The 24,019-nt window shown below is 71.1% G+C and carries 22 protein-coding genes; 11 read left to right on the forward strand and 11 right to left on the reverse strand.

What is annotated here, in order from left to right; all coding sequences use genetic code 11:
- Window positions 1–31: 31 nt before the first annotated feature.
- From DCW30_RS29945 to DCW30_RS29995, 11 genes are all read right to left on the reverse strand, one after another.
- Window positions 32–4,501 (reverse strand): FtsK/SpoIIIE domain-containing protein, encoded by a 4,470-nt coding sequence (locus DCW30_RS29945; RefSeq protein ID WP_076685035.1) that lies wholly within the window; start codon window positions 4,499–4,501, stop codon window positions 32–34.
- A gap of 66 nt (window positions 4,502–4,567) precedes the next feature.
- Window positions 4,568–5,023 carry a hypothetical protein gene (locus DCW30_RS29950; RefSeq protein ID WP_076685034.1) on the reverse strand — a complete coding sequence of 152 codons (456 nt, stop codon included), beginning with the start codon at window positions 5,021–5,023 and terminating at the stop codon, window positions 4,568–4,570.
- 45 nt (window positions 5,024–5,068) lie between these two features.
- Window positions 5,069–5,332 carry a hypothetical protein gene (locus DCW30_RS29955; protein ID WP_076685033.1) on the reverse strand — a complete coding sequence of 88 codons (264 nt, stop codon included), beginning with the start codon at window positions 5,330–5,332 and terminating at the stop codon, window positions 5,069–5,071.
- Between the two features lie 21 nt (window positions 5,333–5,353).
- Window positions 5,354–6,196: a hypothetical protein gene (locus tag DCW30_RS29960; protein ID WP_076685032.1), complete on the reverse strand. Its 843-nt coding sequence runs from the start codon at window positions 6,194–6,196 to the stop codon at window positions 5,354–5,356.
- A gap of 20 nt (window positions 6,197–6,216) precedes the next feature.
- The gene (locus DCW30_RS29965) at window positions 6,217–7,296 is read right to left on the reverse strand and encodes a hypothetical protein (protein WP_076685031.1); all 1,080 of its coding nucleotides are present in this window, start codon (window positions 7,294–7,296) and stop codon (window positions 6,217–6,219) included.
- A 301-nt stretch (window positions 7,297–7,597) separates the two neighbouring features.
- Entirely contained in the window at window positions 7,598–7,852 is a 255-nt protein-coding gene (locus DCW30_RS29970; protein WP_076685030.1) for a hypothetical protein, read from the reverse strand.
- Between the two features lie 184 nt (window positions 7,853–8,036).
- A complete protein-coding gene (locus DCW30_RS29975; protein ID WP_076685029.1) occupies window positions 8,037–8,621 on the reverse strand; it encodes a hypothetical protein in 585 nt (194 codons plus the stop codon).
- Window positions 8,622–8,649: 28 nt separating this feature from the next.
- Window positions 8,650–9,966, reverse strand: coding sequence for a hypothetical protein (locus tag DCW30_RS29980; RefSeq protein ID WP_076685028.1), 1,317 nt, complete (start codon window positions 9,964–9,966; stop codon window positions 8,650–8,652).
- Between the two features lie 80 nt (window positions 9,967–10,046).
- Window positions 10,047–10,871, reverse strand: a complete 825-nt coding sequence (locus DCW30_RS29985) for a hypothetical protein (protein WP_076685027.1) — start codon at window positions 10,869–10,871, stop codon at window positions 10,047–10,049.
- A gap of 181 nt (window positions 10,872–11,052) precedes the next feature.
- On the reverse strand, window positions 11,053–12,099 hold the full coding sequence (locus DCW30_RS29990; RefSeq protein ID WP_416069343.1) for a hypothetical protein: 1,047 nt from the start codon (window positions 12,097–12,099) through the stop codon (window positions 11,053–11,055).
- Window positions 12,090–12,767, reverse strand: coding sequence for a hypothetical protein (locus DCW30_RS29995; RefSeq protein WP_076685026.1), 678 nt, complete (start codon window positions 12,765–12,767; stop codon window positions 12,090–12,092). Before DCW30_RS29995 ends, DCW30_RS29990 begins: the two co-directional genes overlap by 10 nt.
- Window positions 12,768–12,923: 156 nt before the next feature.
- On the opposite strand from DCW30_RS29995, the gene DCW30_RS30000 reads away from it, so the two are divergent.
- From DCW30_RS30000 to DCW30_RS30050, 11 genes are all read left to right on the forward strand, one after another.
- Window positions 12,924–13,517, forward strand: a complete 594-nt coding sequence (locus tag DCW30_RS30000) for a DinB family protein (protein WP_237283392.1) — start codon at window positions 12,924–12,926, stop codon at window positions 13,515–13,517.
- A 629-nt stretch (window positions 13,518–14,146) separates the two neighbouring features.
- Window positions 14,147–14,869, forward strand: coding sequence for a hypothetical protein (locus DCW30_RS30005; protein ID WP_076685025.1), 723 nt, complete (start codon window positions 14,147–14,149; stop codon window positions 14,867–14,869).
- Between the two features lie 17 nt (window positions 14,870–14,886).
- On the forward strand, window positions 14,887–15,723 hold the full coding sequence (locus DCW30_RS30010; RefSeq protein ID WP_076685024.1) for a hypothetical protein: 837 nt from the start codon (window positions 14,887–14,889) through the stop codon (window positions 15,721–15,723).
- Window positions 15,720–17,030 (forward strand): TadA family conjugal transfer-associated ATPase, encoded by a 1,311-nt coding sequence (locus tag DCW30_RS30015; RefSeq protein ID WP_062775054.1) that lies wholly within the window; start codon window positions 15,720–15,722, stop codon window positions 17,028–17,030. Before DCW30_RS30010 ends, DCW30_RS30015 begins: the two co-directional genes overlap by 4 nt.
- Window positions 17,031–17,127: 97 nt before the next feature.
- Window positions 17,128–18,120, forward strand: coding sequence for a type II secretion system F family protein (locus DCW30_RS30020; RefSeq protein WP_198505104.1), 993 nt, complete (start codon window positions 17,128–17,130; stop codon window positions 18,118–18,120).
- The gene (locus DCW30_RS30025) at window positions 18,117–19,046 is read left to right on the forward strand and encodes a type II secretion system F family protein (protein WP_062775056.1); all 930 of its coding nucleotides are present in this window, start codon (window positions 18,117–18,119) and stop codon (window positions 19,044–19,046) included. The genes DCW30_RS30020 and DCW30_RS30025 overlap by 4 nt, the downstream gene beginning before the upstream one ends.
- Before the next feature lie 147 nt (window positions 19,047–19,193).
- A complete protein-coding gene (locus DCW30_RS30030; protein ID WP_062775104.1) occupies window positions 19,194–19,445 on the forward strand; it encodes a hypothetical protein in 252 nt (83 codons plus the stop codon).
- A gap of 88 nt (window positions 19,446–19,533) precedes the next feature.
- Window positions 19,534–19,968, forward strand: a complete 435-nt coding sequence (locus tag DCW30_RS30035; RefSeq protein ID WP_079107317.1) for a TadE/TadG family type IV pilus assembly protein — start codon at window positions 19,534–19,536, stop codon at window positions 19,966–19,968.
- Window positions 19,968–20,420 (forward strand): TadE/TadG family type IV pilus assembly protein, encoded by a 453-nt coding sequence (locus tag DCW30_RS30040; protein ID WP_062775062.1) that lies wholly within the window; start codon window positions 19,968–19,970, stop codon window positions 20,418–20,420. Before DCW30_RS30035 ends, DCW30_RS30040 begins: the two co-directional genes overlap by 1 nt.
- Window positions 20,417–20,881 carry a TadE/TadG family type IV pilus assembly protein gene (locus tag DCW30_RS30045; protein WP_076685021.1) on the forward strand — a complete coding sequence of 155 codons (465 nt, stop codon included), beginning with the start codon at window positions 20,417–20,419 and terminating at the stop codon, window positions 20,879–20,881. Before DCW30_RS30040 ends, DCW30_RS30045 begins: the two co-directional genes overlap by 4 nt.
- A gap of 146 nt (window positions 20,882–21,027) precedes the next feature.
- Complete coding sequence (locus tag DCW30_RS30050) at window positions 21,028–23,994, forward strand: AfsR/SARP family transcriptional regulator (protein ID WP_076685020.1); 2,967 nt, start codon at window positions 21,028–21,030, stop codon at window positions 23,992–23,994.
- Window positions 23,995–24,019: the final 25 nt, after the last annotated feature.

Consider the following 24,019-nt stretch of genomic DNA (forward strand, 5'->3'; position numbering starts at 1 on the left):
TCGGTCGCACCGGCTGCTTTTTTGTGCCGGGTCAGTCGTCGAGAATCGCCTGGACCGGCGTCATCTGCCCGCTCTGGATGAGGAGTCCGCGCCCCACGGGCCCGCCGCCGTCGATCGACAGGCGTACGTTGAACAGCTCCCCGTCCGAGGCGCTCTGCGGGGCCAGGATCATGCCCTGGCGCGAGCGCCTGGCCTCCACGACGAACCCCCGGTACTGGGAGTTCAGCGTGTCCGTGGCGCCGGCCACGACGATGCCGATGCCGCCGTCCCTTCCGTTCTGCGCGACTTCCTCGAGAGCACGGTCCAGCGACGTGTCGTAGAGCATGTCGGCGTCGTCGGCCACGACGGCGTACTTCCCGCCCCCCGCGCCCTCGATCAGGGCGGTGAGCTCACGCTCGGAGCTGTCCGCGGTGAGCACGCCGAGGACACCGGGCTCGTTCTCCAGGTCGCGCAGGGGCGAGCGCCGGGGGGTGACGAGGACCAGCGGCACCTGGCTGGCCAGCAGGCTCCGCGCCGCGACCACCAGGGCCGTCGAACGACCGGACTTGGGCGGCCCGGCGATGACGAAACCGGGCCCCGACTCGTCCAGGTCGACCCCGATCGGCGTGAGTTCGTCGCCACCGACGCAGAGCAGCGTCCACAGCGGGGACGGCGGGGTGAAGGAGGGGTCGAGAGCACGGGCCTGGCTCGCGGTGACCCGCATCGGCAGTTCGTCCACCCGGAGCGGCCTGCGGTCGCGCGGCAGCACCGGGTGACGCCGGCGCGCCTCCTCCGCGATCGCGCGCAGCGCGGCCACCTGGGCCTGGCCGGAGGGGTCGGGGTCGAGCAGCGCGATCTGGCTCTCCTGGGCGCCCGCGTCCGTGATGCGCAGAGCACGCCCGGGAGGCATCGACTTCGGCACGTCGCGGGCGGAAAGGCCCGCGAGGGAGTACTCGTTGGCGTCGGTCAGGCGCAGGATCAGCTTGTCGGCGAAGGACGGCGAGACCTGGCCGCTGAACCCGCTGCGGTCAGCCGTCATGACGACCTTCAGGCCGACAGCGGCGCCTTCCCTGAAGATCTTGACGATCATCTCGACGAGACGGCCGTAGTCGATGCCTTCGAGGGCCGATGTGTAGCCCTCCCAGCCGTCGAGAAGAAGCACCATCCACGGCAGCCGGTCCTCCGGCGCGGCCGTGGCGCGCTGCTCCGTGGCGCTGGACAGGCCCTCCATGGCGAGCAGTTGCTGGCGGCGCGAGACCTCGGCCGCCAGCCGGTCGAGGAGGCGGCGCACCCGGCCGGGCTGGTCGCGGGTGACCACGGCTCCGCAGTGCGGGAGGTTCGTCAGCGGCAGCAGGGCGTTCGCGCCGCAGTCGATGCCGTACAGATGCACGTCGGCGGGCGACGTAGTGCTCGCGAGCGCGCCGGCGAGGGTCCGCAAGGCGGTCGAACGGCCTGAGCGGGGGCCGCCCGCCAGCATGATGTGGTCGCCGTGCACCAGGTCGAGTGCCAGGGGCGCCCGGCTCTGCTGGGCGGGAAGGTCCGTGAGGCCGATGTGGATCGGTGCTACCTCGTCGGTCGTCGGCGGGACGGCCTCCGGCAGGTCGGCGAGCGACAGCACATCGGTCAGCGGTTCGAGCCAAGGGCTTCGCTGCGGTCCGAACCGCATCAGTTCCGCCCCGTCGCGGATGGCGCCGACGAGGACGCTGAGGTCGGTGACCAGGGTCCCGTCGTCACCGTCCTCGACGACGCGGGGGACCGGACGGCCGAACGACGCCCAGGAGACGAGAGCCGCGACGGCCCGGGGACGGTGGGAACCGACGCTCGGCCGGCGTCCACCGATACGGGCCGACTGCACGGCGACGAGCGACTGCGCCCCGGAACGGACGTAGGCGCGCCCGGGGGTCGACTTCGCGATGGACCCGGCGTCCGGCGCGTCGATGACGTCCGAGGACTCGGCGCCGTCGGTGACGCGGAGGGCGATACGCAGGTTGGTGTTGGCCCGGATGTCCGCGCTCACCACACCGGCGGGGCGCTGGGTGGCGAGGATGAGGTGGACCCCCAGCGAGCGGCCACGCCGCGCGATGTCCACGAGGCCCGCGATGAAGTCCGGGAGTTCCGCCACCAGGGAGGCGAACTCGTCGATGACCAGCACGAGGCGGGGCATGGGCTCCAGCTCGGGCCGTACCTTCCTCGTGTCGTTGTAGTCCTCGATGTCCTTCGCGGCCGTGTCGAAGAGGATCTCCTCCCGCCGCTTGAGCTCGGCGGCGAGCGAGGCGAGCGCGCGCTCCGTGAGGTGGGCGTCGAGGTCGCTGACCATGCCGACGGTGTGCGGGAGTCGGGCGCAGTCCAGGAACGCGCTGCCGCCCTTGTAGTCGATGAGGACGAAGTTGAGGGCGTCCGGTCGGTTGGCCAGCGCGAGCGAGGTGATGATGGTCTGGAGCAGCTCGGACTTACCGGCGCCGGTCGTACCGGCGACCAGCGCGTGCGGGCCGTCCCTGCGGATGTCCAGCAGGAAGGGCCCGTCACCGGCGATGCCGATCGGCACCTCTGTGGTGGAGCCGCCCCGCTGCCAGATGCCGGCGACATCCGCACCCGTGGGGTCCGGCAGGCCGAGGAGGGACAGCAGCCGCGCGGACGTGGGCAGCGCGGCGTCGGCGTCGTCCAGGCTCACGTCGCGTACGGGAGCCAGGGAACGGGCCACCAGTTCGCACCAGGCGGGCGACACCTGATCGGCGAGGACGTCTCCGACCGATTCGAGCCCGCCGCCACCGATGCCGACGTGGTTCGGCCGGTCGGGCAGCCCGCTGATCGCCGCCTTGCACTCCTCGGGCAGGAGCCGCTCGTCCTCGTCGACGCAGAGGGCGAAGATGCCGTGGCCGGGGCCCTCCTGGAGCAGTTGCGGGACGCCGGGCATCCGGCGCAGCAGCCGGGCGCCGTCCAGGACGACCAAGGTGAACGGGTCGGGGCGCAGCGACTTGGACGCCCCGAAGTCACGGGCGCCGGCCTTCCTGCGTTCCAGCTCGGCGAGGAGTTCGTGGACGCGGCGGCCCACGACCTCCGGTTCGGAGCCGATCAACGAGATGCAGTCCTGGCCGAGCTGCGGGACCGTGTGCGGGAGCCAGTGGGCCCACTCCCAGGCTGCCCGGGCGTCACCGGCGGATGACAGGACGACCAGCGAGAGGTCCCGCGGACTGTGCAGCACCGTGGCCTGGGCGACCAGCCAGCGGGCCATGGTCAGGCTCAGCCGGCGGTCGCCGGCCACACCGATGACGCCCAGCTCCGCCAGCGGGACCACGGCCGGGACATGGGTAACCACGGGGGGCTCCGGCGGATCGTCGAAGGCGCCGGTCTTGACGGCACGCATCTCGACGTCGACGGGCAGGTCGGCCATGCCGACCCGCAGCTGGAGCACATCCGGATCCACGAGCCTGCGCTCCCACAGGCGGCGGCGCGGCCCGGTGGCGAAGAGGAGCACCTGCGCGGGGTCGGGATGCGACTCGCGCCGGGCCCGCTGGTCGGCCTCGGCCAGCTCGCCCAGCTTCACGTCGTACTCGACGAGCGCCTTCTTGTACTCCTTGACGGCCTTCTTGTGCCGCTTGCGCTCGTGCCGTGCCTCGCCCACCCAGTAGCCGATCATCATCAGTGGGCTCATGGCGCAGAAGAGCAGGGTGTAGATCTGCTTGGTCATGAAGTACATGACCAGGCCGAACACGGCCGGAATGAAGGAGGCGAAGAGCTGGAGGCGAGGGCCTTCCCCCTTGACCGGCTCGGCGGGCAGGACCACGCGGGGCCGCTGCCGCAGCGGTGACAGCCGCGGCGGCCGGTTGTACGCGTAGCCACCATCGTCCGTGGCCGCGAGGTGGGCGTCGGGTTCTTCCGCTTCGCGAAGGACGATGAGGGAGTCGCCGGCCTTGACGAGGGAATCGAGGGGCCAGGCCCGGTCCGCTTCGACCGGCTCGTCGTCCAGCGTCAGGGACGCCCCGGGCTGCGGGTGGATCGTCACGCCGCCGTCGACGTTGACGGAGAGCTTGGCGGCGAGCGGGGCGAGGGTGGTGTCGGCGACGGAGAGGGAACAGGCCGGACCGGACCCGAGGGTCGCCACGCCGACCTGCACACGAGCGATCCGCCCGGCGTCGGGCCCGCCACAGACCCGCAGCTCGAACCGGCCCGTGGGTTCCCCGGCACGCATGAACGGTCCGATGGCCTCGTCGGTGGTGACGCGGACGCCGTCACGCAGGACGGAGGAGGCGGCGTCCGAGGGGTCGCAGTGTCGGCCGTCGACCCAGAGGGAGGGAGCGGTGGCGGACTGATGGAAGGGGGACTTCGAAGCGGCGAATCCCGCTCCGGCTGCGGCGGCCCGGATCGCGGAAGGGAGACGCCCGACCGCGAGGTGAGGCGACGAGGCCAGGTCCGCGCCGCCCAGGCAGGCGGCCACATCACCGACCGTCGCCTCATCCTCCAGGGTGACCATGACGTCCTGCGGGGCTATGCCCTCCCGCACGACTGTCACCAGGACTCGCATCGATGTCTTCCTTCCGACCCGCACAGGGGCAATGGTGAGTCTTTGGGCGCCGTTCGCTGTGCCGGCTCACGGGGAGAGCCGGTCATAGGCGAGGACGGGAATACCGGGCGCGAACGTGTCCGTCGCCACCTTGAGCCGCTCGGGTGCGAGGCGCCACCAGCTGATGGGGCGGCTCGCCAGGAGGAGTTCGTACTCCACGTGCGGAGCGGTCCGCGCGGCCTGCTCCGGTGTCATCCTGCTGTTGGGCCCGGCGAGGCGGGGTGAGCCGGGCCGACGGTGCACACCGATGTGGTTGAGCCCCTGCCCGGCCGTACGCTGCTGCCAGACGACCAGGGAGGTGATGTCCTCCCAGGGCACGAAGGCCGTTTGCTTCTCGTACTGGGCCAGGGAGCCTCCGAGCAGCACGCCGGCACTGTCCACCCGGAACGCCACCAGCCGCTTCCATCCCGCGCCCACGAGAAGTTGCAGTGGAGTGCGCATGAAGTGTGCTTCGTAGACGGCGTGGTCATGGTCGGTGTTCATCGGGTCTCCGCTGCGAAAGTGGTGGTGTGAAAGCCTGCCGAGCGACTACTTGGGCTCTCCCTTCTTCTTTTCCTCTTCCTCCTGAACCCGTCGCAGGATTTTCGCGCGCTGCCCGCGCGCGGCCTCCAGAGTGTCGTGCAGCTTCTTGCGCTTGCGCCCCCACTCCTCCCGGAAGTTGTCGGCGGCCGGCCCCTTCCACACGTTGTGCCCGGAAGTCGCGTCGACCGCGTCCAGCGTCCGGTCTATCTCATCGGCGAAGCGCTTGAGATTCGCGAGGTCTCTTCTGCATTCCTCGACACGTTCACTCATCTGTCACTCCTCGACTGTTCGCTACGGGACCGGCGTCGTGATCAGGCGGATGATCTCCGACGTGAGTGAGCGCTCGCCGACCTTCCGGGCCTGGATGCCGGTGGGCGCCTGCGGCTTGTCGACGCTGACGGTCCACACGGCGTCCTCCGTCGCGTACGCGGTCACCAGGGGGCCGGGCTCGTCCGCGAGGACGATCAACTGCGTGACCACGAGCGCGTTGTTGACCGCTTCGGCCAGCGGACCCTCGACCTGGTCGCTCGTCAGGGCCGTGACGTCGAGTCGCTGTGTCCTGCCGTCCTCGTCCGCGACGCCGAAGGGGTCCACCAGGACCTGCATCATCTTGGCCGCGTCGGCCGCGGAACTGGCCAGGGTGAAGATGTGCATCCCGCCACCGGTGACCTGCTCGACGAGCATGAGTTCCGGGGAGTGGACGTAGACGAACCCGTGGACGCTGCCCCGCGACGTCTGCTGCTCGACCGCGAGCGCGCGGGCGGCGGTACGCCGGAGGATCAGCGCGAGGTCGACGTCGGGGGTCATCTTCATGTCGACATCCGTCGTGCCCCCGTGCTCGAACTTCCCCTCGGAACGCATCAGGGCGTCGAGATCGGGAATGTTGGCGATCTCGATCGCACCCCGGGAGACGAGTGAACGGATGGCGGTGGCGAGCACCCATTCACGTTGCTCGGACGTCAGGGTCGCCAAGTGAGGCGTAGGCGCTATGACTTCTTCCAGAGCGGTGGGGTCGAGGACGGCCAGCTCCTCGTCCGTGAGCTGGATGAGCGGCTGAGTGCCCCCCTCCGCCAGGGCTTCCCCGATGAATTCGCGAAACTTGTCCAGCTCGATACCCAGTTCTGGGTGCGGCATGTGACTCTCCTTGCTTCCGGTTACCAGAACCCGTATTTCTTCACCGTGTCAGGCACGAGATTCGTGACAGCGCTTTTGGCTCCGTTCACGATCTCCTTGCCCTTGTCCACAGTGTCTCCGGCCCATTTCGTTGTTGCTTTCCAAGCCTTTTTGGTGTATCTCGCGATCGCTTCTCTGTTGTCGTAGGCCCAGGTGCCGAGGAAATACGCTCCCGCGACACCGAGCGCCACCCAGCCGACAACGGGCACCGCTGCGGCGACGCCCGCGCTGGCGCCGAGGAAGGTGGCCGCGGAGGCGCCTCCCATGACGGCCGCGGCTCCGCCCAGCTCAACGGCGCCCATGCCCCGGTCGAACCCGCCGAGAACACCCTTGTGATCGGGTAGGACGATCTGCTTGAGGCCGTGCACCGCGGCCAGCGGGAGTGAGATGCGGTCCAGGATGCTGAGTCCGGGCGCCTGGTTGAGGAGCTTCGCCGGGAGGGGAATCCTGAGCTTCGTCGTGATGAACGTACGGGCTACCTGCTGCCACTTCCACGGCTGCTCATAGAGCATCTCGATTCTCTTGAGCTTGAGAATCTCCTGGATGTACGCGATGTTCTTCGCCTTGAGGCGGTCGCCGGTGACCCCGAAGTACTTGTTCAGGTCCAGAACCGCCTTGGCTGCCTTGACGTTCCCGCCCTGCTTCCAGCGCTGGTACAGCTGGAGCGAGGCCTCGATGCCGGAGGCGATCTTGGTGAGGCGGAGAGGGGCGGTGACGTTCTTCTTCAGCTCCTGGAACTCTTCGACGTACCCGCCGATCTCGCCCTTGCGGTCCTTCACCTTCTGCCAGGTGTCCAGGACGCCGGTGAGCCCGATGAGCATGAGCTCGGCCTTGGGGTCGGAGTCCAGGATGCCGATGCGCCGCCGGATGTCCTTCGCCTGGTCCTGGGACCAGGTGGACTCCGCCGGGAATTTGCCGAGGTCTCCCTGGTCGCCGTCCCACTTGGCGAGGAGGCCGGAAATGAGAGGGCCCTGGATGGAGAGCGCGCCACCCGCGACGTCCAGCGCGGCAGCGAGTTTGCGCGCCTCCTCCTTTTTCATTCCTCGAAATTCGTCTGCCATGCAATTCCCCCGTTGTAGACGCTTGATGTATTGCTGTGCCCAGGCGGTTACGGCGTGACGCGCCGCGCCCATGGGTGACATGGCGGCGGCTGCCGGGTGTGGCGCATCACGGTCGGCTCCCGAGGGGCGAGGGTTACTACAGAGGACTGACGCTATCGACGGGGCTCTTGGTTCGCCAGTGCGAAGTGGCCCTTCGAACTGGGCATTTGCTCGGATAGATCGACGAACCGGGACGGAGGTGCGACGCGGTGTCGCCTTTGCCGGGAGCGCCGGAGTGCCAGGAAGCGGGAAACCTGTGCGGTCAGGGCTTCTTGGCTTCCTTGACCGTCTTGTCGCATTCACGAGCTTCTTTGCGGAGTTCCTCCGCCACGTCGTGGCATTTCGTCTGCCACTTCTTCAGCTCGCCGCGCGTGTGGTCCGCGTGCGGGCCCGCCCACTTCTTCATCGTGGTGGTGGCGTACTTGTGGGGGGAGTCCGCGAGGCCGTCGATGTGGTCCGCGAGGCTCCGCAGTTGGGTAGCCCTCTTGCTGAGCTCTTGCAGCTCGGGGTCGGCCACGTCCGATTCCCTCCGTCTCGTCGGTACTGCGCGACACCCCGGAGGTGCGAACGGGGCGCCTGCGGCCCGGATCCGCCTCGTGGGGGCGCAGTCCACTGCTGGAGACATGAGCGTACTGAGGGACGTCAGTCGCGTCACAAGCCCCACCCCGGGTCACCCCGTTCCAGGCCCACCCGCCCACGGGTCACTCCGAGGGGGTCTCGTTCGCACGGGGGTTGAGGATCCTGTTCAAGGCGTGGGACGCCGCCCCGGACGTCGTCAGCTCGATCGTGTCCACTTCCTCGAACAGGATGGCCAGCGCGATGCCGATGGGGTCCGCCTCCCCCGTGACGGCACCGACCGTGCTCATGCCCGGTCCGGTGCCGCTCTTCCTGCGGGTGAGGGAGACGACGGTGCCGGGGCCGCGGAGGACGGCGCCCTTGTCGAACCCCGTCACGGCGTACTCGTAGGACCGGTCCTGATACGTGAGCCGCAGGGCCCGCGCGGCGTTGCGGATTCCTCGGGCGTTGAAGTCGAGTCGTACCGCTTGGCCGTCAACGGCGAGGGTGGCGTTCCGCAGGGTGGGGCGGCCCGGCCCAATGGTCCGGTAGATGGCCCCCGGCAACCGCTCGCCCTGCATCCGCACGTCCAGCTGCCGGCTCGCCGTCTTGATGGACCGCTTCCTGTACTCGGCCTCGACGGTGACGTCACCGAAGGCGCCCACGACCCCCTGGCGTCCACGCCGCGCCTTGTGGAAGAAGGGGGTGAGCTCGAACTCGAATTCCGTCATGACTCTCTCTGCGGGGCAGTGCGGTTCGTCAGAACCAGTTGGTGGGGTTGGCTTTCCTGGCGAGGCTTTTCGCGCCGTTCGCGAGGCCCTTTCCGGCGTCCCTGGCCTTGTTCCCGACCCAGTGGGCGGCCGCGCGGCCGCCCTTCTTGATCTCCGGCCAGTGCTCGACGACCTTCGCTCCGCCGTAGACCAGGCCGGTGCCGACGGTCAGTCCGATCGTCACCGGGGTCGGCGCGACCATAGCGGCCGTCAGGGAGGCGTTGAACCCGACCTCCGCCACATCCGCGACGTATCCGGCGCCCTTCTTCTTGAAGGCCTCGACAGGATTGCCCTGCGCCCAGACATTGGCGGTGCTGACGCCCGTGGCCAGCGCGCTCGCGCCGACACCGGCGACGCGGAAGAATCCGCCCGTCTTGGCCGCCACTCCCAACCCCTTCATGAAGGGGGAAGCGGTCTTGCCCGCCGCGATGACGGCGGGACGGGCGTTGTTCAGCTTCTGGAAGTACGAGGCCGAGCGTGCGACCTTGATGAGGCTCGCCTGCCCGGCACGGTTGACCAGCGCCCCGGAGCTGGTCGTGCCGCCGTAGCGCATGGCCAGCGCGTCGGAACCGACCGCGGCGTTGATGCCCCGCGTCACGAACGGGGAGCGCATCCCCGGCAACGCGCGCAGCCCGTCCCAGCCGTGCCCCAGCCAGGTCGCCCGCAGGCTCGTGGTGAAAGGGACCCTGCTGGCACGCCGGTACAGCGCGTTGTTGGCGAACGCCCTGCCCAACTGGCCGGGGAGCCAGCTGCCCGGGGCGGCAAGGGACCGCAGCTCACCCGCGGGCACGCGGCGCAGTGCCGTGCCCGCCCGGGACCGGGCGACACCGCCGCGGTCCCACCAGTTCGCGTCGACGGCGTTGCGCAGCGCGCCGTTGTACCAGGAGTTCTTGTAGGTGACGTTCCCCAGGCCGTAAGCCGCCGCCGAGGTGATGCCGCCGATCTTGACGGCGGTGGTGACATCGCTGAGATCGTTCAGGAACTTCTCGATCTCCTTCTCGCCGATTTCCTTGAAGCCGGGGACCTTGGCCAGGTAGTGGGCCTCGATCCGGGCCAGCCAGTCGCTGTAGGTCTCCCGGTCGCCACGGACGAGGAGTTGTTCACCGCGCACCAGCGTCGCGCGTGCGCGCATGTCCTTGGGGGTCTCCGCGACCCAGGTCCGCATCGGCTTCAGAGCGGCCAGCTTGCCGGTCACACCCAGGGCCGACGCGCGGGTGAATGCCTCGGTGAGCTTGTCAAGGACGCCGCCCCTGCCGTCCATGAGGTCGGCGAGCCGGTCGAGGTCGTCCGGGTTGACGTTGCGCATGCGTGTTTCCCCCATCGGCTCGCGCATGGCCTCACGAGTCCGGTCGTTCCGCCGGCGCCCGGGGACGCCGGTCGGGAGCCTCAGTAATCGACCACGTCTTCCTTGTCCGGGATCAGATCCGTGATCCGCTCCCAGATCTTCCCGTTCCTCGTGCGGACCAGGACGAGTTCGCTCTCGGGCCCGACCTGGCCCTTTACGATGGGCTCTTCGGGCTTCTCCCTGACCCAGTAGCCACGCGGCCCGCAGTCCCAGACGGCAAGGGCCCGGACCATGGCGGCCCGCTCGCCCTCGTGTGTGCCGTCCCAGGCGGTGGTGATGCGCCACATCGCGTTCATGGCCAAGACGAGCTCGGTCAGTTCGGTCTGCTCCGGCTCCGCGGGCGTGCCCGCCGCGGTCAGAGCCGCGCGGATGAGGCCCCTGGTCGCGGTCTCGTCGCCCTCGCCCTGTTCGAGTGCGGCGAAAGCCGCGTCGAGCGCGCCCATCGTCGTCCCGATCCGGGTGACCTCCGAATGGGCCTGGTCGTCGGCCTGGAGGTTGACGGTCCGTGCCAGCTCCCAGACCAGGCTGTGCGGGGCGATCGGGGTGTACTCCGACTCCTCCTCGCCCGGCCAGGCCGAATGCGCGATCACGGCGTCCCGGCCGACGATGACCCCGTGGTGGAGCGCGCCGTGCTCACCGGTGACCTCCACGGTCACGAGGAGCAGCGGGGACGCCAGAGCGCCGAGGAGGTCCTTGAGGATCGGCGCGAGCTCGCCCTCCTCACCGACCAGGCCGATCTGCATGAGCTCGCCCAGCGAAGGCCAGAGCTCGTCGGGCGGGTTCTCGCCGTCCAGGAGATGGGCGAACACCGCGATGTGGCGATCGGCCAGCCGGAACCGTGCCCGTGAGCTGTCGTAGGAAGGCATGGAAGGTGACTACCTCAGTCTTTCGTGGCGACGGGCCGCCGGACCTCCGCCGGCGGCGCGGCGGCGGTCCCCTTTCGGCGCCGCGCGGCGGCACCGCCCTGCTCGGCCGCGGGACCGGCAGAGGCAGCGCCGCAGCAACCGTATGGCACCGCGTCGTGCGGCGCGCCAGGTGGCCTCGCGCTCACCGGTTGACGGACTGGATCTCCTCCACCTTCACCGGCTGGTCGTTGCCGTACTCGCCGTTCGGCAGCGTGCCCTGCGCGCCGCCCGTGCCCTCCCAGGTGATCTCCCAGGTCGCGGTGGCCTGGAGGTCGTACGTCCCCCGGCCCGACGAGCGCTCGTAGACGACGCCGCACGGCGGTGTCCGATCCGCCTTGCCCTTCGCGTACGGTTCGCCGATCGAGCCGTCGTCGTTGATCTCGCAGGTGCCGGAAGCGGGCAGCAGTTCGGCGTCGTCGGTGCCCGGCTTGATCGTGAGCGATACGGGCTTCGCCGTCGTGGTCGCCTCGATGTGAAGCGGCCCGGCGTCCAGCTCGGCCGTGACGGACACGGGCTTGAACTCCCCCTTGTCGAGCCAGGCCCAGGTGGGGAGGTTCACCTTGGAGGCGCCGCCGGGGGCGAGGCTGACCTTGGTGCCGGGGACGGTGATCTGCTTGTAGGCGAGGCCCGCGAGGATCTCGGGGCTGATGACGTTCGGGACGTCGGGGGTTTCGCCGTTCTCGACCCAGAAGGGGGGCTTGTTGCACTCCTGCTGTTCCTCGAGCGTGGCGTCGGGGCTGAATTGCGCGCCCCACCACATCCCGTCCTTCTCCTTGTCTATGTTGTAGTCGTCTTCGGCATAACCCCGGTTCTCGTCCGACATGTCCTTCAGGGCGTCGCCCGGGGCGTCGGGGTCGTGCCGGGCCGTGAAATAGAGCCGATTGCGGAAGTCGCGGAACTCCTTGGCCTTCCACTCCGGCGCATACCAGCACGGCGGCGGCTTCCAGTTGGGGTCGACCGACGTGACGGTGCCGGTACCCGCGCCGCCCTTTCCCGTCGACGTGTAGCTGATGCGCGCCACTGCGCCGATGGTGTCGGCCTTCTTCGTGGCCGATGTGCTGCTGTCGCTGATCCCGGGGTCCTCACCGGCCGAGGCAGGGCCCGTGGAGGCGAACAGCAGAGCCGTGCCGACGCCCAGCATGACGTACGTCCTGCGGGCCTTCCCCGTTGTGCGTGTGGTCACCGGCATTCCCGCGCTTTCTCCTTCACCTGGACCTTCTGGGCCCGCCAGAGCCCCTCGGCGTTCTTGGAGGGCTTCATCAGTACTTGCCAGGAGTAGAAGTCGCTCAGGCTCGGTTCCGTGTGATGGACCTTCTTGGTCTTCACTTCCTTGCTGTAGAGCTTCGTGCTGTCGGCACAGAAGGAGACGACGGCCGACTCCTTGTTCTCCGCGGGTGTCACCTTGGTCCGCGAGAACCGCATCTTTCCGCTGATCGTCAGGCCCTTGTCGACACGCTGCCGGATCTGGTCCTTCGCGTACACCTGGGCCTGGCTCTCGAACTCCGAGTAGAACTTGTACGCCGCGTCGTTCACGTCCTGCTCGACGATCCCGTACCGGATGGCCCGTACGAAGTTCTGCGCGTCCCCCAGGGCCGCGGCCTGCTCCGGGTCGGACACATGGGTGTCGGCGAAGACGAGGTCGACGTCCGAGGGGAACGTCATCTGGGGGCGGTCGACGCCGTCTGGGGCCTTGCTCTTCCCGGCCGCCGGCGACGCGCTCTCCTTCGCGCCCGCCTCGTCGGCGCCCGCGATCTTGTCCTTGTCCGAGCCGCCCTCGTCACCTCCGCACGCCGTGAGCAAGAGGGCGGCGGCGGCCGTGAGCGCGACGGCTACGGGCCGGATGTACCTGCGGTTCACGTGTGACTCCCGGTGGGACGACAGTTCCTCAAGCCATCTGAAGGTACTGAAGTGCGTGTTGCGTTCGCCAGGGTCGTCACCGGCGAGCGGCGAAGCGGCGGGGGAGTGGGTGAGAAATCCGAGCGCCACCCGCACCCCCCTCGGCATGATGCCCCCATGCCCGAAACCCCCCAGCCACAGCCCACCCACACCCCCAAGTCGCCCCCGCCCGCCGGGATGGAACCCTTGCCCGCCAGGTCGGAGCCCCCGCCCGCCAGGACGGAACCCCCGCACGCCGGCGCCGGCGAGCGTGCCTCGCTCACCGCGTTTCTGCAGTACCAGCGCGAGACCCTCGCGATGAAGTGCGCCGGGCTGACCGCCGGGCAGCTCAAGGAGCGGGCCGTGCCGCCCTCCGACATGTCGTTGCTCGGGCTGGTGCGGCACCTCGCCGAGGTCGAGCGGAGCTGGTTCGGGAACGTGCTGAACCAGGAGGCCGCCCGAGCCGACCGGACGGGACGCGTGCCGGGTGAACGCGCCGACTTCGACGTGGCCGACGCCGATCCCGACGAGGCGTTCGCCGTCTGGCACGCCGAGTGCGCCCGCTCCCGGGCCGTCGTGGACGGCCTGGACTCCCTCGACCACACCGTGGACTTCCGCGGCGACGCGTACTCGCTCCGGTACGTCCTCACGCACATGATCGAGGAGTACGCCCGCCACAACGGCCACGCCGACCTGCTCAGGGAGCGGATCGACGGCGCCACGGGGGAGTGATCGCACGAGGAGTGATCGCACGAGGAGTGACCGCACGAGGACGCGTCGGCCGGGGCCGAGGGCCGGAGTCGCGTGGATCGTGGAGAGGAGCGGGGGCGTTCGGTGGGGGAGCCGGTGGTGGGTCACGTAACCCTGCCGGCGCCGCTGCCGGCCGGCGCGTGAGGGAGGCGCGGCGGGCGGGAACCGGCCACCCCTCCCGCCGCGTCGTCCTTGGCGCCGACGGATCACGGCACGGCTGAGGCGGGGAGTAGCGTGAGTTCCCGTCGTCGGTCCACGCATCGCCTGCCGCGGGACGCCGGCGTGTTCGCGTAGGCGGGCAATGTGTTCGCTTACGCACACGAATGTCGGATCTCGCCACCGGGAAAAGGCCGGAACCGCCGATGAATTGGGGGATGGGGGTGCGCGTGAGCGCCCATGGGACGGCTGCGCTTCGCTCTCCATAACGCGCCTTGAGGGGCTTATGTGCTGCTGATACGGTGCGATGGCTTGACACCGGGCCCCTGGCTGATGAGCCGGAGCGCTGTCGGCGATGAGCCGGAAACGGGCGGGGCGAGAGAGCCACGAGTGTCGCGAGTGTCGCGAACGATGAGAACTGACCGAATCTTCTTGGGTGTGCGGGGAGCAGTTGCGTGAAGATCCAGGAGCGTATGGGGGCGGGCGGCAGCCGTTCCGCCGCGCCGGCTCAGCCAGGCGTCGGTGAGCGCCTTCCCTCGCCGCCTCGCGAGCGCAAACCGGCACTGGCCGCTCTGGCCGTCCTGCTGATCCTGGTGGGCGCCCTCGGCGCCACCGTGCTCGTGCTGCGCGCGGGCGACCGCATCGAGGTCGTCAAGGTGACGAAGGAGATCCCCGCCGGGGAGGCCGTGGCCGAAGGCAACTACACGACGGTGATGGTCAACGACGACAGCTCCGCCCACTTCATCGAGAAGGACCAGCTCGGCCAGCTCAAGACCCTCAAGGCCAAGAGCACCATCTACCCGGGCACGGTCGTCGTCGGCGAGATGTTCGGCGCCAAGGCGTCGCTCCCCGCGGGCAAGGCCTCGGTCGGGCTCTCCCTCAAGGAGGGCCAGTACCCCTCCGACGTGAAGTCCGGCGACACCGTCGCCGCCTACCCCGTCGTCTCGGGCGCCTCCTCCGGCAAGGGCACCAACGGCAGCGGTTCCGGCTCCACCAGCGGTACGCCGCTCGTCGCCACGGCCAAGGTGAGCAGCGTCGCCGACACCAGCGACGCCACCGTCAGCACCGGCAACCAGAACGTCACCCTCCTCGTCCCGCAGGACGAGGTCGCGGCCCTGGCCAGCGCCGCATCCGAGGGCAAGGTCGTCATCGTCCGCGTCCCGTCCGACGGCAACTAGAGGCGAGAACACCAGACATGGCGCTCATCGCTCTCGCCGCCGACAAAGGGTCGCCCGGCGTCACCACCGCCGCCGTCGCGCTGGCCGCCGTCTGGCCGCGCCGCGTCCTCGTCGCGGAGACCGACCCCGCGGGCGGCGACCTGGTCTACCGCAGCGCCGCCGCGCACGGCGGCCCGCTCAACCCCAACACCGGCATGCTCTCCATCGCCGCCACCGCGCGGCGAGGCCTCGTGCCCGACCAACTCTGGGACCACACCCAGCCGTTGAGCGGCGGCCTCGAAGTGCTCGTCGGACTAGGTGTCGCCGAGCAGGCCGCCGGGCTCGCCGGGCTCTGGCCGACCCTCGGCCGCGCCTTCTCCCGGCTCGCCGACTCACCGCACGCGCCCGCCGACGTCATAGCGGACTGCGGCCGGGTCAGCGGCGACACCCCGGCCGTCGAGCTGTTCCCGCAGGCCGCCCTCGTCCTGCTCGTCTCGCGCACTGAGCCGGAGTCCCTCGCCCGCGTGCGCGACCGCGCCGCCGCCCTCGCCGCCAAGCTGCACGGCGGCTCGCGGGGCGCCGCCTCGCTCGCGACGCCGCTCATCGGCGTCCTGCTCATCACCGACCCCTCGACGTCGGCCAAACTTGTCCACCAGGTCAACGACATGCTGGTGGCCGCGCAGACCGGCGCCCGCGTCGTGGGCACCCTCGCCGACGACCCCGCGGGCGCCGAGCAGTTGGCCGGCCGCAGGCGCGGACGGCTCGACAAGTCGCTGCTCATCCGGTCCGCGCGCAAGGTGACCGTCGACCTGTACCAGCAGTACGGCGCCGCCTGGGCCGGCCCCGTCGCACAGCACCCCGGGGCGGGCCGATGAGCTCTCCCGTCGACCACCAGCTGGTGAAGCGGTTCCGGCAGGACGCCGGCGACCGCATCGCCGAGCAGCGCCGCCTCGACCAGCTCTCCGGCGTCACCCCGATGTCGGGCGAGGACGAGCGGCACTACGCCCGCGCCGTCATCGCCCAGATCCTGGAGGAGTACGCGCGCGCGGAGATCAACGCCGGGCGCACCCCCCTCGACGCGGAGACCGAGGAGCAGTACGCCGCCGCCGTGCACGCCGCGCTCTTCGGCGTCGGACGGCTCCAGCCGCTGCTCGACGATCCCGAGGTCGAGAACATCGACATCAACGGTTGCGACCAGGTCTTCGTCGGATACGCCGACGGCCGCGAGACCAAGGCCGACCCGGTCGCCGAGACCGACGAGGAGCTCGTCGAACTCATCCAGGTGCTCGGCGCCTACTCCGGTCTGTCGTCGCGTCCCTTCGACTCCGCCAATCCGCAGCTCGACCTGCGGCTGCCCGACGGCTCGCGCCTGTCGGCGGTCATGGACGTCACACGCCGCCCCGCGCTCTCCATCCGCCGCGCCCGCATGGGCAAGGTCTTCATGTCGGACCTCGTGGGCAACGGCACGCTGACGCCGGAGATCGGCCACTTCCTGGCCTGCGCGGTCCGGGCCCGCAAGAACATCATGATCGCGGGCGCGACCAACGCGGGAAAGACCACGCTCCTGCGCGCCCTCGCCAACGAGATCCCGCCGCACGAGCGCCTGGTGACCGTCGAGCGGGCCCTCGAACTCGGCCTCGACCAGTTCGCCGACCTGCACCCGAACGTCGTCGCCTTCGAGGAGCGCCTGCCCAACTCCGAGGGCCAGGGCGAGATCTCGATGGCCGAGCTGGTCCGCCGCTCGCTGCGCATGAACCCCTCCCGCGTCATCGTCGGCGAGGTGCTCGGCGACGAGATCGTGACGATGCTGAACGCGATGTCGCAGGGCAACGACGGCTCGCTCTCCACGATCCACGCCAACAGCTCCAGCGAGGTGTTCAACCGTATCTCCACGTACGCGTTGCAGGCGTCCGAGCGGCTCCCCATCGAGGCGAGCCAGATGCTGGTCGCGGGCGCGGTCAACTTCGTCGTCTTCATCCAGCGGCGCAACAACTACCAGTCCGGCGGCAAGCTCCAGCGCATGGTGACCTCGGTCCGCGAGGTCAACGGCGTCGACGGCCGCGTCCTGTCCAGCGAGGTCTTCGCGGAGGCCCCCGACGGGCGGGTCGTCGCGCACGCGCCGATCGCCTGCATGGACGACCTGGCCGCGTTCGGCTACCGCCCCGCCGGGCAGTGGGGGTGAGCACGACATGAACACACCCGCGATGGCGGCCCCCGTGGCCTCGTACGACATCGCCTCGTCCGACACGGCCTCGCTCGCCGCGGGCTCCCTCGGCACGATGGGCGGGCTGTTCTCGATGCCCGTCCTGTACGCGCTCGCCTGCGGCATCGCCGCGGGCGGCGGTCTCGCGCTCCTCGTCATCGCGCTCCGCGGACTGCCCGCCAAGCCCGCGCACGAGAAGCACCGGGCGAGCGAGCGGGCCGCCGAACTGCTCCGGTTCGCCGGGCAGCGCGGTTCGCTCGCCGCGGGCGTCGGGCTCGTCGTCCTGCTCCTGACCCGCTGGGCGGTGGCGGGTATCGCCGCCGGCGTCCTGGTCTTCTTCTGGGACAAGCTCTTCGGCGGGGCCGCCGAGGAGCGCGCGCAGATGAAGCGCGTCGAGGCCCTGGCCGCCTGGACGGAGTCGCTGCGCGACACCATCGCGGGCGCCGTCGGCCTCGAACAGGCCATCCCCGCCTCGGCGCGGGCCGCCGCCCCGGTCCTGCGCCCGCACCTGGACGCCCTGGTGGACCGGCTGCGCGCCCGCACCCCGCTCCCGGAGGCCCTGCAGATCCTGGCCGACGAGATCGACGACGCCTCGGCGGACATCATCGTCGCCGCGCTCATCCTCAACGCCAGGCTGCGCGGCCCCGGCCTGCGGCAGGTGCTCGGGGCGCTCGCGAAGTCCGCGCGCGAGGAGGTCGACATGCGCCAGCGCGTCATGTCGCAGCGTGCCTCCACCCGCCGCTCGGTGCAGATCGTGGTGGCCGTCTCGATCGCCTTCGTGCTCGGGCTGTCCCTCTTCAACCGCGAGTTCGTCGAGCCGTATGGCACGCCGGTCGGCCAGCTGGTGCTCGCCATGGTCTGCGCCCTGTTCGCGCTGGGCTTCTGGTGGCTGCGGAAGCTGTCGACGGTGGAGACGCCGGACCGCTTCCTGGTCAAGGACGACCCGGGCGTGCAGTTCGTGCGCCCGCGCGGCCCGGCGGCCCCCGCCCAGACACCGCACCAGGCGCCGCACCAGGCCCAGCAGGGCCTGCCCGGGTACGCGGGCCCGACCGAGGGGGCACGCCGATGAACCTGACGATGCCGATAGTGATCGGCGCGATCCTGGGCCTCGGCGTCTTCGCCCTCGTACGCGCCCTGATGCCGTCCAAACGCAGCGCCATCGCCACGGTCGCGCGGATCGACGCGATGCGCGCACGCGGCGCGGCGTACGCGTCGCAGCGGGCGTCCGCCGACACCGAGAAGCCCGGCCGCATCGGTGACCTGCGGACCCGCGTGGGCATGCGCGTCGCCGACTTCTACCTCCAGCAGGGCTGGGAGCTGCGCTCGCTCCGCGCGGACCTGGCGGTGCTCGACCGGAGCTGGGAGAAGTTCCTGGCGACGAAGGTGCTGCTGGCCGGGGCGGGTGTGTTCTTCGGCCCGTTCCTCTTCGCGATCATCTGGACGCTCGGCGTCGGCCGCAGCCCGATCATCCCGGTCTGGCTCGCGCTGATGTTCGGTGTGCTCTTCTTCTTCCTGCCGGACGTGGAGGTGCGCAGGGACGCCGCGGAGAAGCGGCGCGATCTGCGCCGCGTCATCGGCGCCTATCTGGACCTGGTGTCGATGAGCCTCGCGGGCGGGCGCGGCCTTCCCGAGGCGCTCATGGCGGCGGCGGAGGTCTCCGACGGCTGGGCGACGCAGCGCATCCGCAGCGCGCTCGCGGACGCCCGTATCACCGGTGTCAGCCAGTGGCAGGCGCTCGGCGCGCTCGGCGAGGAGCTGGGCGTCGAGGAGCTGAAGGATTTGTCGGCGTCCCTGGCGCTGGTGGCGGACGACGGCGCGAAGGTGCGCGAGTCCCTCGCCTCCCGCGCCGAGACGATGCGGCACCGCGAGCTCGCCGAGATCGAGGGCAGTGCGGGCGAGAAATCGCAGTCGATGCTGGTCGCGCAGCTCCTGCTCTGCGCGGGTTTCCTGGTCTTCCTCATCTTCCCGGCGGCGATGCGCGTGTTCCAGGTCTAGCGGCCGCGTCCCCGGACGGCAGAGACGGCAGAGACGGCGAGCCGGCAGAGACGACAGCGACGACGGTGCCGGACATACGGGACCCGGCATCCCCCCACCACTCCTGAGAGGACAACCATCATGAACGGACCGAACGGCCTCAACAGCCTGAACGGGCGGGACTTCAGCACCGGGAACCCGGGCCTGGACTTCGTCATCACCTTCCTTCAGGGCCGCGTCCAGCGCGCTCGCTCCGGAGAACTGGACCGCGGCGCCTCGGCGGTCGAGTGGGTCATCATCTCGGCGGTCGTCGTGGCGATCGTGGGCGTCGTAGCCGCGATCATCAACGCCGCGCTGAAGGGCGGCGCGGACAAGGTCGGCAAGTGCATCGAGGGCGCCGACGCGGGCAAGACCTGCTGACCCGCGGGGTTTCGGCGGCGTGAGCGGTGTGAACCGTGCGAGCGGTGTGAAGGGGGACGGGGGCCGGGTGCGAGGGGGGACGCGCGGGATGCGGGGATTCGTGCGCCGCCGGGTGGAGGCCGCCTCCACCCGCGGCGAATCCGGCATGACCGCCATCGAGTTCGTGCTGCTCACGCCGGTGCTGTTCTTCATGATCTTCGCGACGGTGCAGTTCGCCCTGTACTTCTTCGCGGACCACGTGGCCCAGGCGGCGGCCCAGGCGGGCGCGCGCAAGGCCCGCGCCACGGCCGACGAGAACGCGGGCGGCTGGCGCGGAGAGGCACGTGACGTGGCCGACGCCTACATCCGCCAGCTCGGCCCCCAGCTCGTGATCGACCCGGACGTGCGCACCATCCAGCCCGAGGCGACCACCGTCGGCGTGGAGATCACCGCCAAGGTGCCGATGGTCTTCCCCGGGCTGAACTTCACCGTGCACGCGCAGTCGTCGGGGCCCGTCGAGCGGTTCGTCGAGGAGAACGAGTGATGCGTGACGCGGTGGCCGGCGCGTGGCGTCGCACACGCGCCTTCCGCGCCCGGTGCGGCGACCGCGGGCTCTCGACCGTCGAGGTCGTGATCCTCGCCCCGGTGATGATCCTGTTCATCCTGGTCCTGGTGGCCTTCGGCCAGCTCGTCGACGGCCGCGGGGCCATCGACGGGGCGGCGCGGGACGCGGCCCGCGCCGGGTCGATCCAGAAGGAGCACGGCACGGCGCTCGCCGAGGCGGAGAAGGCGGCGAGGGCCGACCTCGCCGACGTCTGCTCGGGCCCGGTGTCCGTGGTCCAGAAGAGCACCGGCTTCGACGAGGACGTCGACCCGTTCTTCACCGTCGAAGTCAGCTGTCAGGTGAAGGGGTTGGCGATGCTCGGCCTGGACGTCCCGACGACGCTGAAGGCCAGCTTCAGCTCGCCGCTCGACCCGTACCGGAGGTCGGCGTGAGGCGTCACCCGACGGTCCGCGCGTGGCTCGCGTCCCGCCGCGCGCACCTGGACGACCGGGGCTCGGGCGCCGGCGCGGTCATCATCTTCGCCCTCGTCTTCCTCGCGCTCTCGGCGTTCGTCATCGACGGCGGGCTCTCCATCTCCAAGCGGGAGCGCGCCGCCGACATCGCGGAACAGGCCGCGCGGTACGCGGCGCAGGACCTCGACACCGAGGGCATCTACGAAGGCGTCGAGGGCGCGCCCATCAACTACGAGAACTGCGGGGCCCGGGCCCGGGCCTTCGTCCGCGAGGCGGGTTTGACCGGCGCGGACGCCGCGGCGACGCGCTGCGTGACGGCGAACGCCCAACAGGTGGAGGTGGAGGTCCAGATGACCTACAGCCCCGTCTTCACCGGCATGTTCTACGGCGGCGACGTCACGGTGAAGGGCAGCGCCGTCGCGGAGAACCAGGTCGGCTGAGGGCCGCGGCGGGCCGCCGGGACGCGGCCCCTGTCTGCCCATCGGCACCATCCGTACCATCAGCTCAGTAGGCTCGGGAGCACCTCGCCGGAGCCGCGACGACCCCGCCCACCCACTCCTTCCCACAGGACACCAGGACACCCGCCATGGCGCGCACCACCTCACGCTCGACGAGCCCGCCGAACCCGCAGCCGCCGCGGAACCGTACGCCGCAGGCGCTGCCGGGCCGCCGGCGTACCTTCGGAGACTTCGTCAAGGCCTTCCTCGCCTTCGTCGCGCTGGCCGTGCTCCTGGTCGGCGTGCCCGCCGCGCTCGTCGTCTTGGTGGGGTGGCCGCTGCCGGGGGGCGCGCCGTCGCTGAGCTGGCTGCAGCAGGAGATCACCGTCGGCACGTTCATCAACGTGCTGACCGTCGTCGTCTGGTTCGCCTGGGCCCAGTTCACCGCCTGTGTGCTCGTCGAGATGAAGGCCGCGCTGTCCGGCGTCGGCATCCCGGGCCGTGTGCCCGGCGCGGGCGGCAGCCAGCTGCTCGCCCGTCAGCTCGTCGCCGCGCTGCTCCTGGTGGGCGCCACCGCGGCGAGCTTCGCGCCGGGCCTGTCGCAGTTCGGGCAGTCCCTCGAAGGCAACCAGAAGCCCGCGTCCGCCGCGAGCGCGCAGCAGGCGCCCGGCCTGTTCGGGCAGGAGGGCCGGCAGGCGGCCGCTGCCGCCGACGCCCTCGCCGCGCAGGCCGACCGGGCCGCCGCGCACGCGGGCAGCGGCGAGGAGGGGGACACGAAGTACTACCGCATCCAGCCCCCGGAGGGGCGCCACCACGACTCGCTGTGGGAGATCGCCGAGCGGCACCTGGGCGACGGGCGCAGGTACAAGGAGATCTACCGGCTCAACAAGGACCGCGAGCAGCCCGACGGCTCCAAGCTCTCCGAGGCGAGCCTCATCAGGCCCGGCTGGATCATGGAGATGCCGGGCGACGCGCACGGCGGCGAGCTGGTCGAGATGCCCGACGAGGCGCCCGAGGTCTCGAAGGACGTCAAGGAGCAGATCTCCGACTACGCCGAGACCGGCGACCACCGGCAGGGCGGCGGCGAGCAGGGCGGCGGCGGATCCGTCGACCGCGACACCGCCCACATCGCCCTGCCCGAACAGCGCCCCGCCGCGCCCGCCGCCCCCGAGGCGCCCGCGGCCACCGCGGGCGATGCCGCCGACGGCTCCGGCTTCGGGCTGCCCGAAGCGCTCATCGGCGCGCCCCTGCTGGCCGCCGGCCTGCTCGGCGCGCTGGGCCGGCGCCGCAGGCAGGCCCTGTGGCAGTCGGCCATGGGCGCGGTCACCGGGCGCGGCGGCATGCAGCTCCCGACGCCGACCGGCGACGCCGCCGACGTGCACGACGCGCTCCTCGTGGGCGCCGACCCCGAGGGCGTACGCCTGCTCGGCCTCGCGCTGCGCGGCCTCGCCGCCTCGCTGGCCGAGGAGAGCCGCCCGCTGCCGACCGTGTACGCGGCCTGGCTGAGCAACGGCGACCTGCACCTCCAGCTCGCCACGCCCGCCGGACGGCCGCCCGCGCCCTGGCAGCCCGGACAGGACGAGACGTTCTGGGTCATCGCCCGCGCCGACGCCGAGCGGTACGAGGACGTGGACAGCGCCGCGCCCTACCCGGGCCTCGTCAGCCTCGGCACCCTGGACGACTCGCGGCTCCTGCTCAACCTGGAGTCGGTGCCGGGCATCGTGTCGCTGAGCGGCGGCGCGGCCGACCGCGCCGCCGTCTTCGCGTCGGTCGCCGCCGAACTGGCCACCAACGGCTGGTCGGACCGCATGACCATCACCCTCGTCGGCTTCGGCGAGGACCTCACCCCGCTCGCGCCCAACCGGCTGCGGCACCTGGAGGACGTGGACGCCCTCCTGGAGACCATGGAGGCCGAGACCCGGCAGCGGCGCGGCGCGCTCGGCGCCGCGGGGCACGACTCCGTGCTCACCGGCCGCACCGGACCGGCCCAGCACACCCGCTGGGCCCCGCACCTGGTGCTGCTCGCCGAGCAGCCGACCGGCGACGACGCCGTCAAGCTCGCCGAGCTGGCCTCCGACGCCGGACGCCTCGGCATCGGCTACCTCGTCGGCACGGACTCCGGGGAGCTGCCCGGCGCCGCCTGGGAGATGGAGATCACCCCCGAGGGCAAGCTGCTCGCCCCGCTGCTCGGCCTCGAACTGACGGCCCAGACGCTGCCCGAAGCGCAGCGGCGTGCCGTGGTCCGCCTCTTCACCGACGCCGACCCGGAGGACGAGGGCGGCCCCGGCCCCGACGACGGCCCCGCGGGCGCGGCGCCCCCGTTCCTCGTGGACGTCACCGAGCAGGGCCGGCCCGCGGTCTACGCCCGCCTCGTCGGCGCCTACGAGATCATCGGCCTCGACACGCCCGACGGCGAGCGCAGTCCGCTGATGCACGAGGCGCTCGCCCTGCTGCTCCTGCACCGCGAGGGCGTGCACCCCCGGGTGCTGGCCTCGGCGCTCTGGCCGCGCGGCGTCACCGAGGACGTACGGGACGCGCTCGTCGACCGGTTGCGCGAGTGGCTCGGCACCGACCCCGACGGGTCGCCGCGGCTGCGGGCCGACCAGAACGGGCGGCTCACCCTCGCCACGTCCGTCGTCTCCGACCTGGACGTGCTGCGCTCGCTCTACCACGAGGCGACGCAGGGCCGCGGCGCCGGCAACCGCGCCGTGCGCGGCCGGATGCTCACCGACGCGCTGGTCCTCGTACGGGGGCCGCTGCTCGCCGACCGGCCGCGGGGCCGCTACGCGTGGCTCACGCACGAGATCATCGACGCGCAGCTGCCGCTCCTCGTCGCCGACATCGGGCTCGCCCTGTCGGAGTTCCACCTGGAGAAGGGGCGGGCCGAGAAGGCGATCGAGGCGCTCAACGCGGCGCTCGGCTCCGCGCCGCGCGACGAGCGGCTCTGGAACGAGCTGCTGAGGGCGACGCACGCGCTGGACGACTCCGCGCGGCTCCAGCGGGTCGCCGCGGACCTGCTGGCCCGGAGCGGGGCCAGGGGGCTGCCGCCGCGGACCGAGGCCCTGCTGGACGAGTTGCTGCCCGCGTGGCGGGAGGGGCTCTCCGCCGCGGGGTGACCGGACCGTACCGCCGCTGCGCGGC

Origin of the sequence: Streptomyces alfalfae, from assembly GCF_004127445.1 — a bacterium.
Classification (GTDB): Bacteria; Actinomycetota; Actinomycetes; order Streptomycetales; family Streptomycetaceae; genus Streptomyces; species Streptomyces alfalfae.

Bases quoted from the DNA above. Each gene is read 5' to 3' on its own strand.
- DCW30_RS29945 (WP_076685035.1), bottom strand. From the start codon at position 4,501: ATGCGAGTCCTGGTGACAGTCGTGCGGGAGGGCATAGCCCCGCAGGAC.
- DCW30_RS29950 (WP_076685034.1), bottom strand. From the start codon at position 5,023: ATGAACACCGACCATGACCACGCCGTCTACGAAGCACACTTCATGCGC.
- DCW30_RS29955 (WP_076685033.1), bottom strand. From the start codon at position 5,332: ATGAGTGAACGTGTCGAGGAATGCAGAAGAGACCTCGCGAATCTCAAG.
- DCW30_RS29960 (WP_076685032.1), bottom strand. From the start codon at position 6,196: ATGCCGCACCCAGAACTGGGTATCGAGCTGGACAAGTTTCGCGAATTC.
- DCW30_RS29965 (WP_076685031.1), bottom strand. From the start codon at position 7,296: ATGGCAGACGAATTTCGAGGAATGAAAAAGGAGGAGGCGCGCAAACTC.
- DCW30_RS29975 (WP_076685029.1), bottom strand. From the start codon at position 8,621: ATGACGGAATTCGAGTTCGAGCTCACCCCCTTCTTCCACAAGGCGCGG.
- DCW30_RS29980 (WP_076685028.1), bottom strand. From the start codon at position 9,966: ATGCGCAACGTCAACCCGGACGACCTCGACCGGCTCGCCGACCTCATG.
- DCW30_RS29985 (WP_076685027.1), bottom strand. From the start codon at position 10,871: ATGCCTTCCTACGACAGCTCACGGGCACGGTTCCGGCTGGCCGATCGC.
- DCW30_RS29990 (WP_416069343.1), bottom strand. From the start codon at position 12,099: ATGCCGGTGACCACACGCACAACGGGGAAGGCCCGCAGGACGTACGTC.
- DCW30_RS30000 (WP_237283392.1), top strand. From the start codon at position 12,924: ATGCCCGAAACCCCCCAGCCACAGCCCACCCACACCCCCAAGTCGCCC.
- DCW30_RS30010 (WP_076685024.1), top strand. From the start codon at position 14,887: ATGGCGCTCATCGCTCTCGCCGCCGACAAAGGGTCGCCCGGCGTCACC.
- DCW30_RS30015 (WP_062775054.1), top strand. From the start codon at position 15,720: ATGAGCTCTCCCGTCGACCACCAGCTGGTGAAGCGGTTCCGGCAGGAC.
- DCW30_RS30020 (WP_198505104.1), top strand. From the start codon at position 17,128: ATGGGCGGGCTGTTCTCGATGCCCGTCCTGTACGCGCTCGCCTGCGGC.
- DCW30_RS30025 (WP_062775056.1), top strand. From the start codon at position 18,117: ATGAACCTGACGATGCCGATAGTGATCGGCGCGATCCTGGGCCTCGGC.
- DCW30_RS30035 (WP_079107317.1), top strand. From the start codon at position 19,534: ATGCGGGGATTCGTGCGCCGCCGGGTGGAGGCCGCCTCCACCCGCGGC.
- DCW30_RS30040 (WP_062775062.1), top strand. From the start codon at position 19,968: ATGCGTGACGCGGTGGCCGGCGCGTGGCGTCGCACACGCGCCTTCCGC.
- DCW30_RS30050 (WP_076685020.1), top strand. From the start codon at position 21,028: ATGGCGCGCACCACCTCACGCTCGACGAGCCCGCCGAACCCGCAGCCG.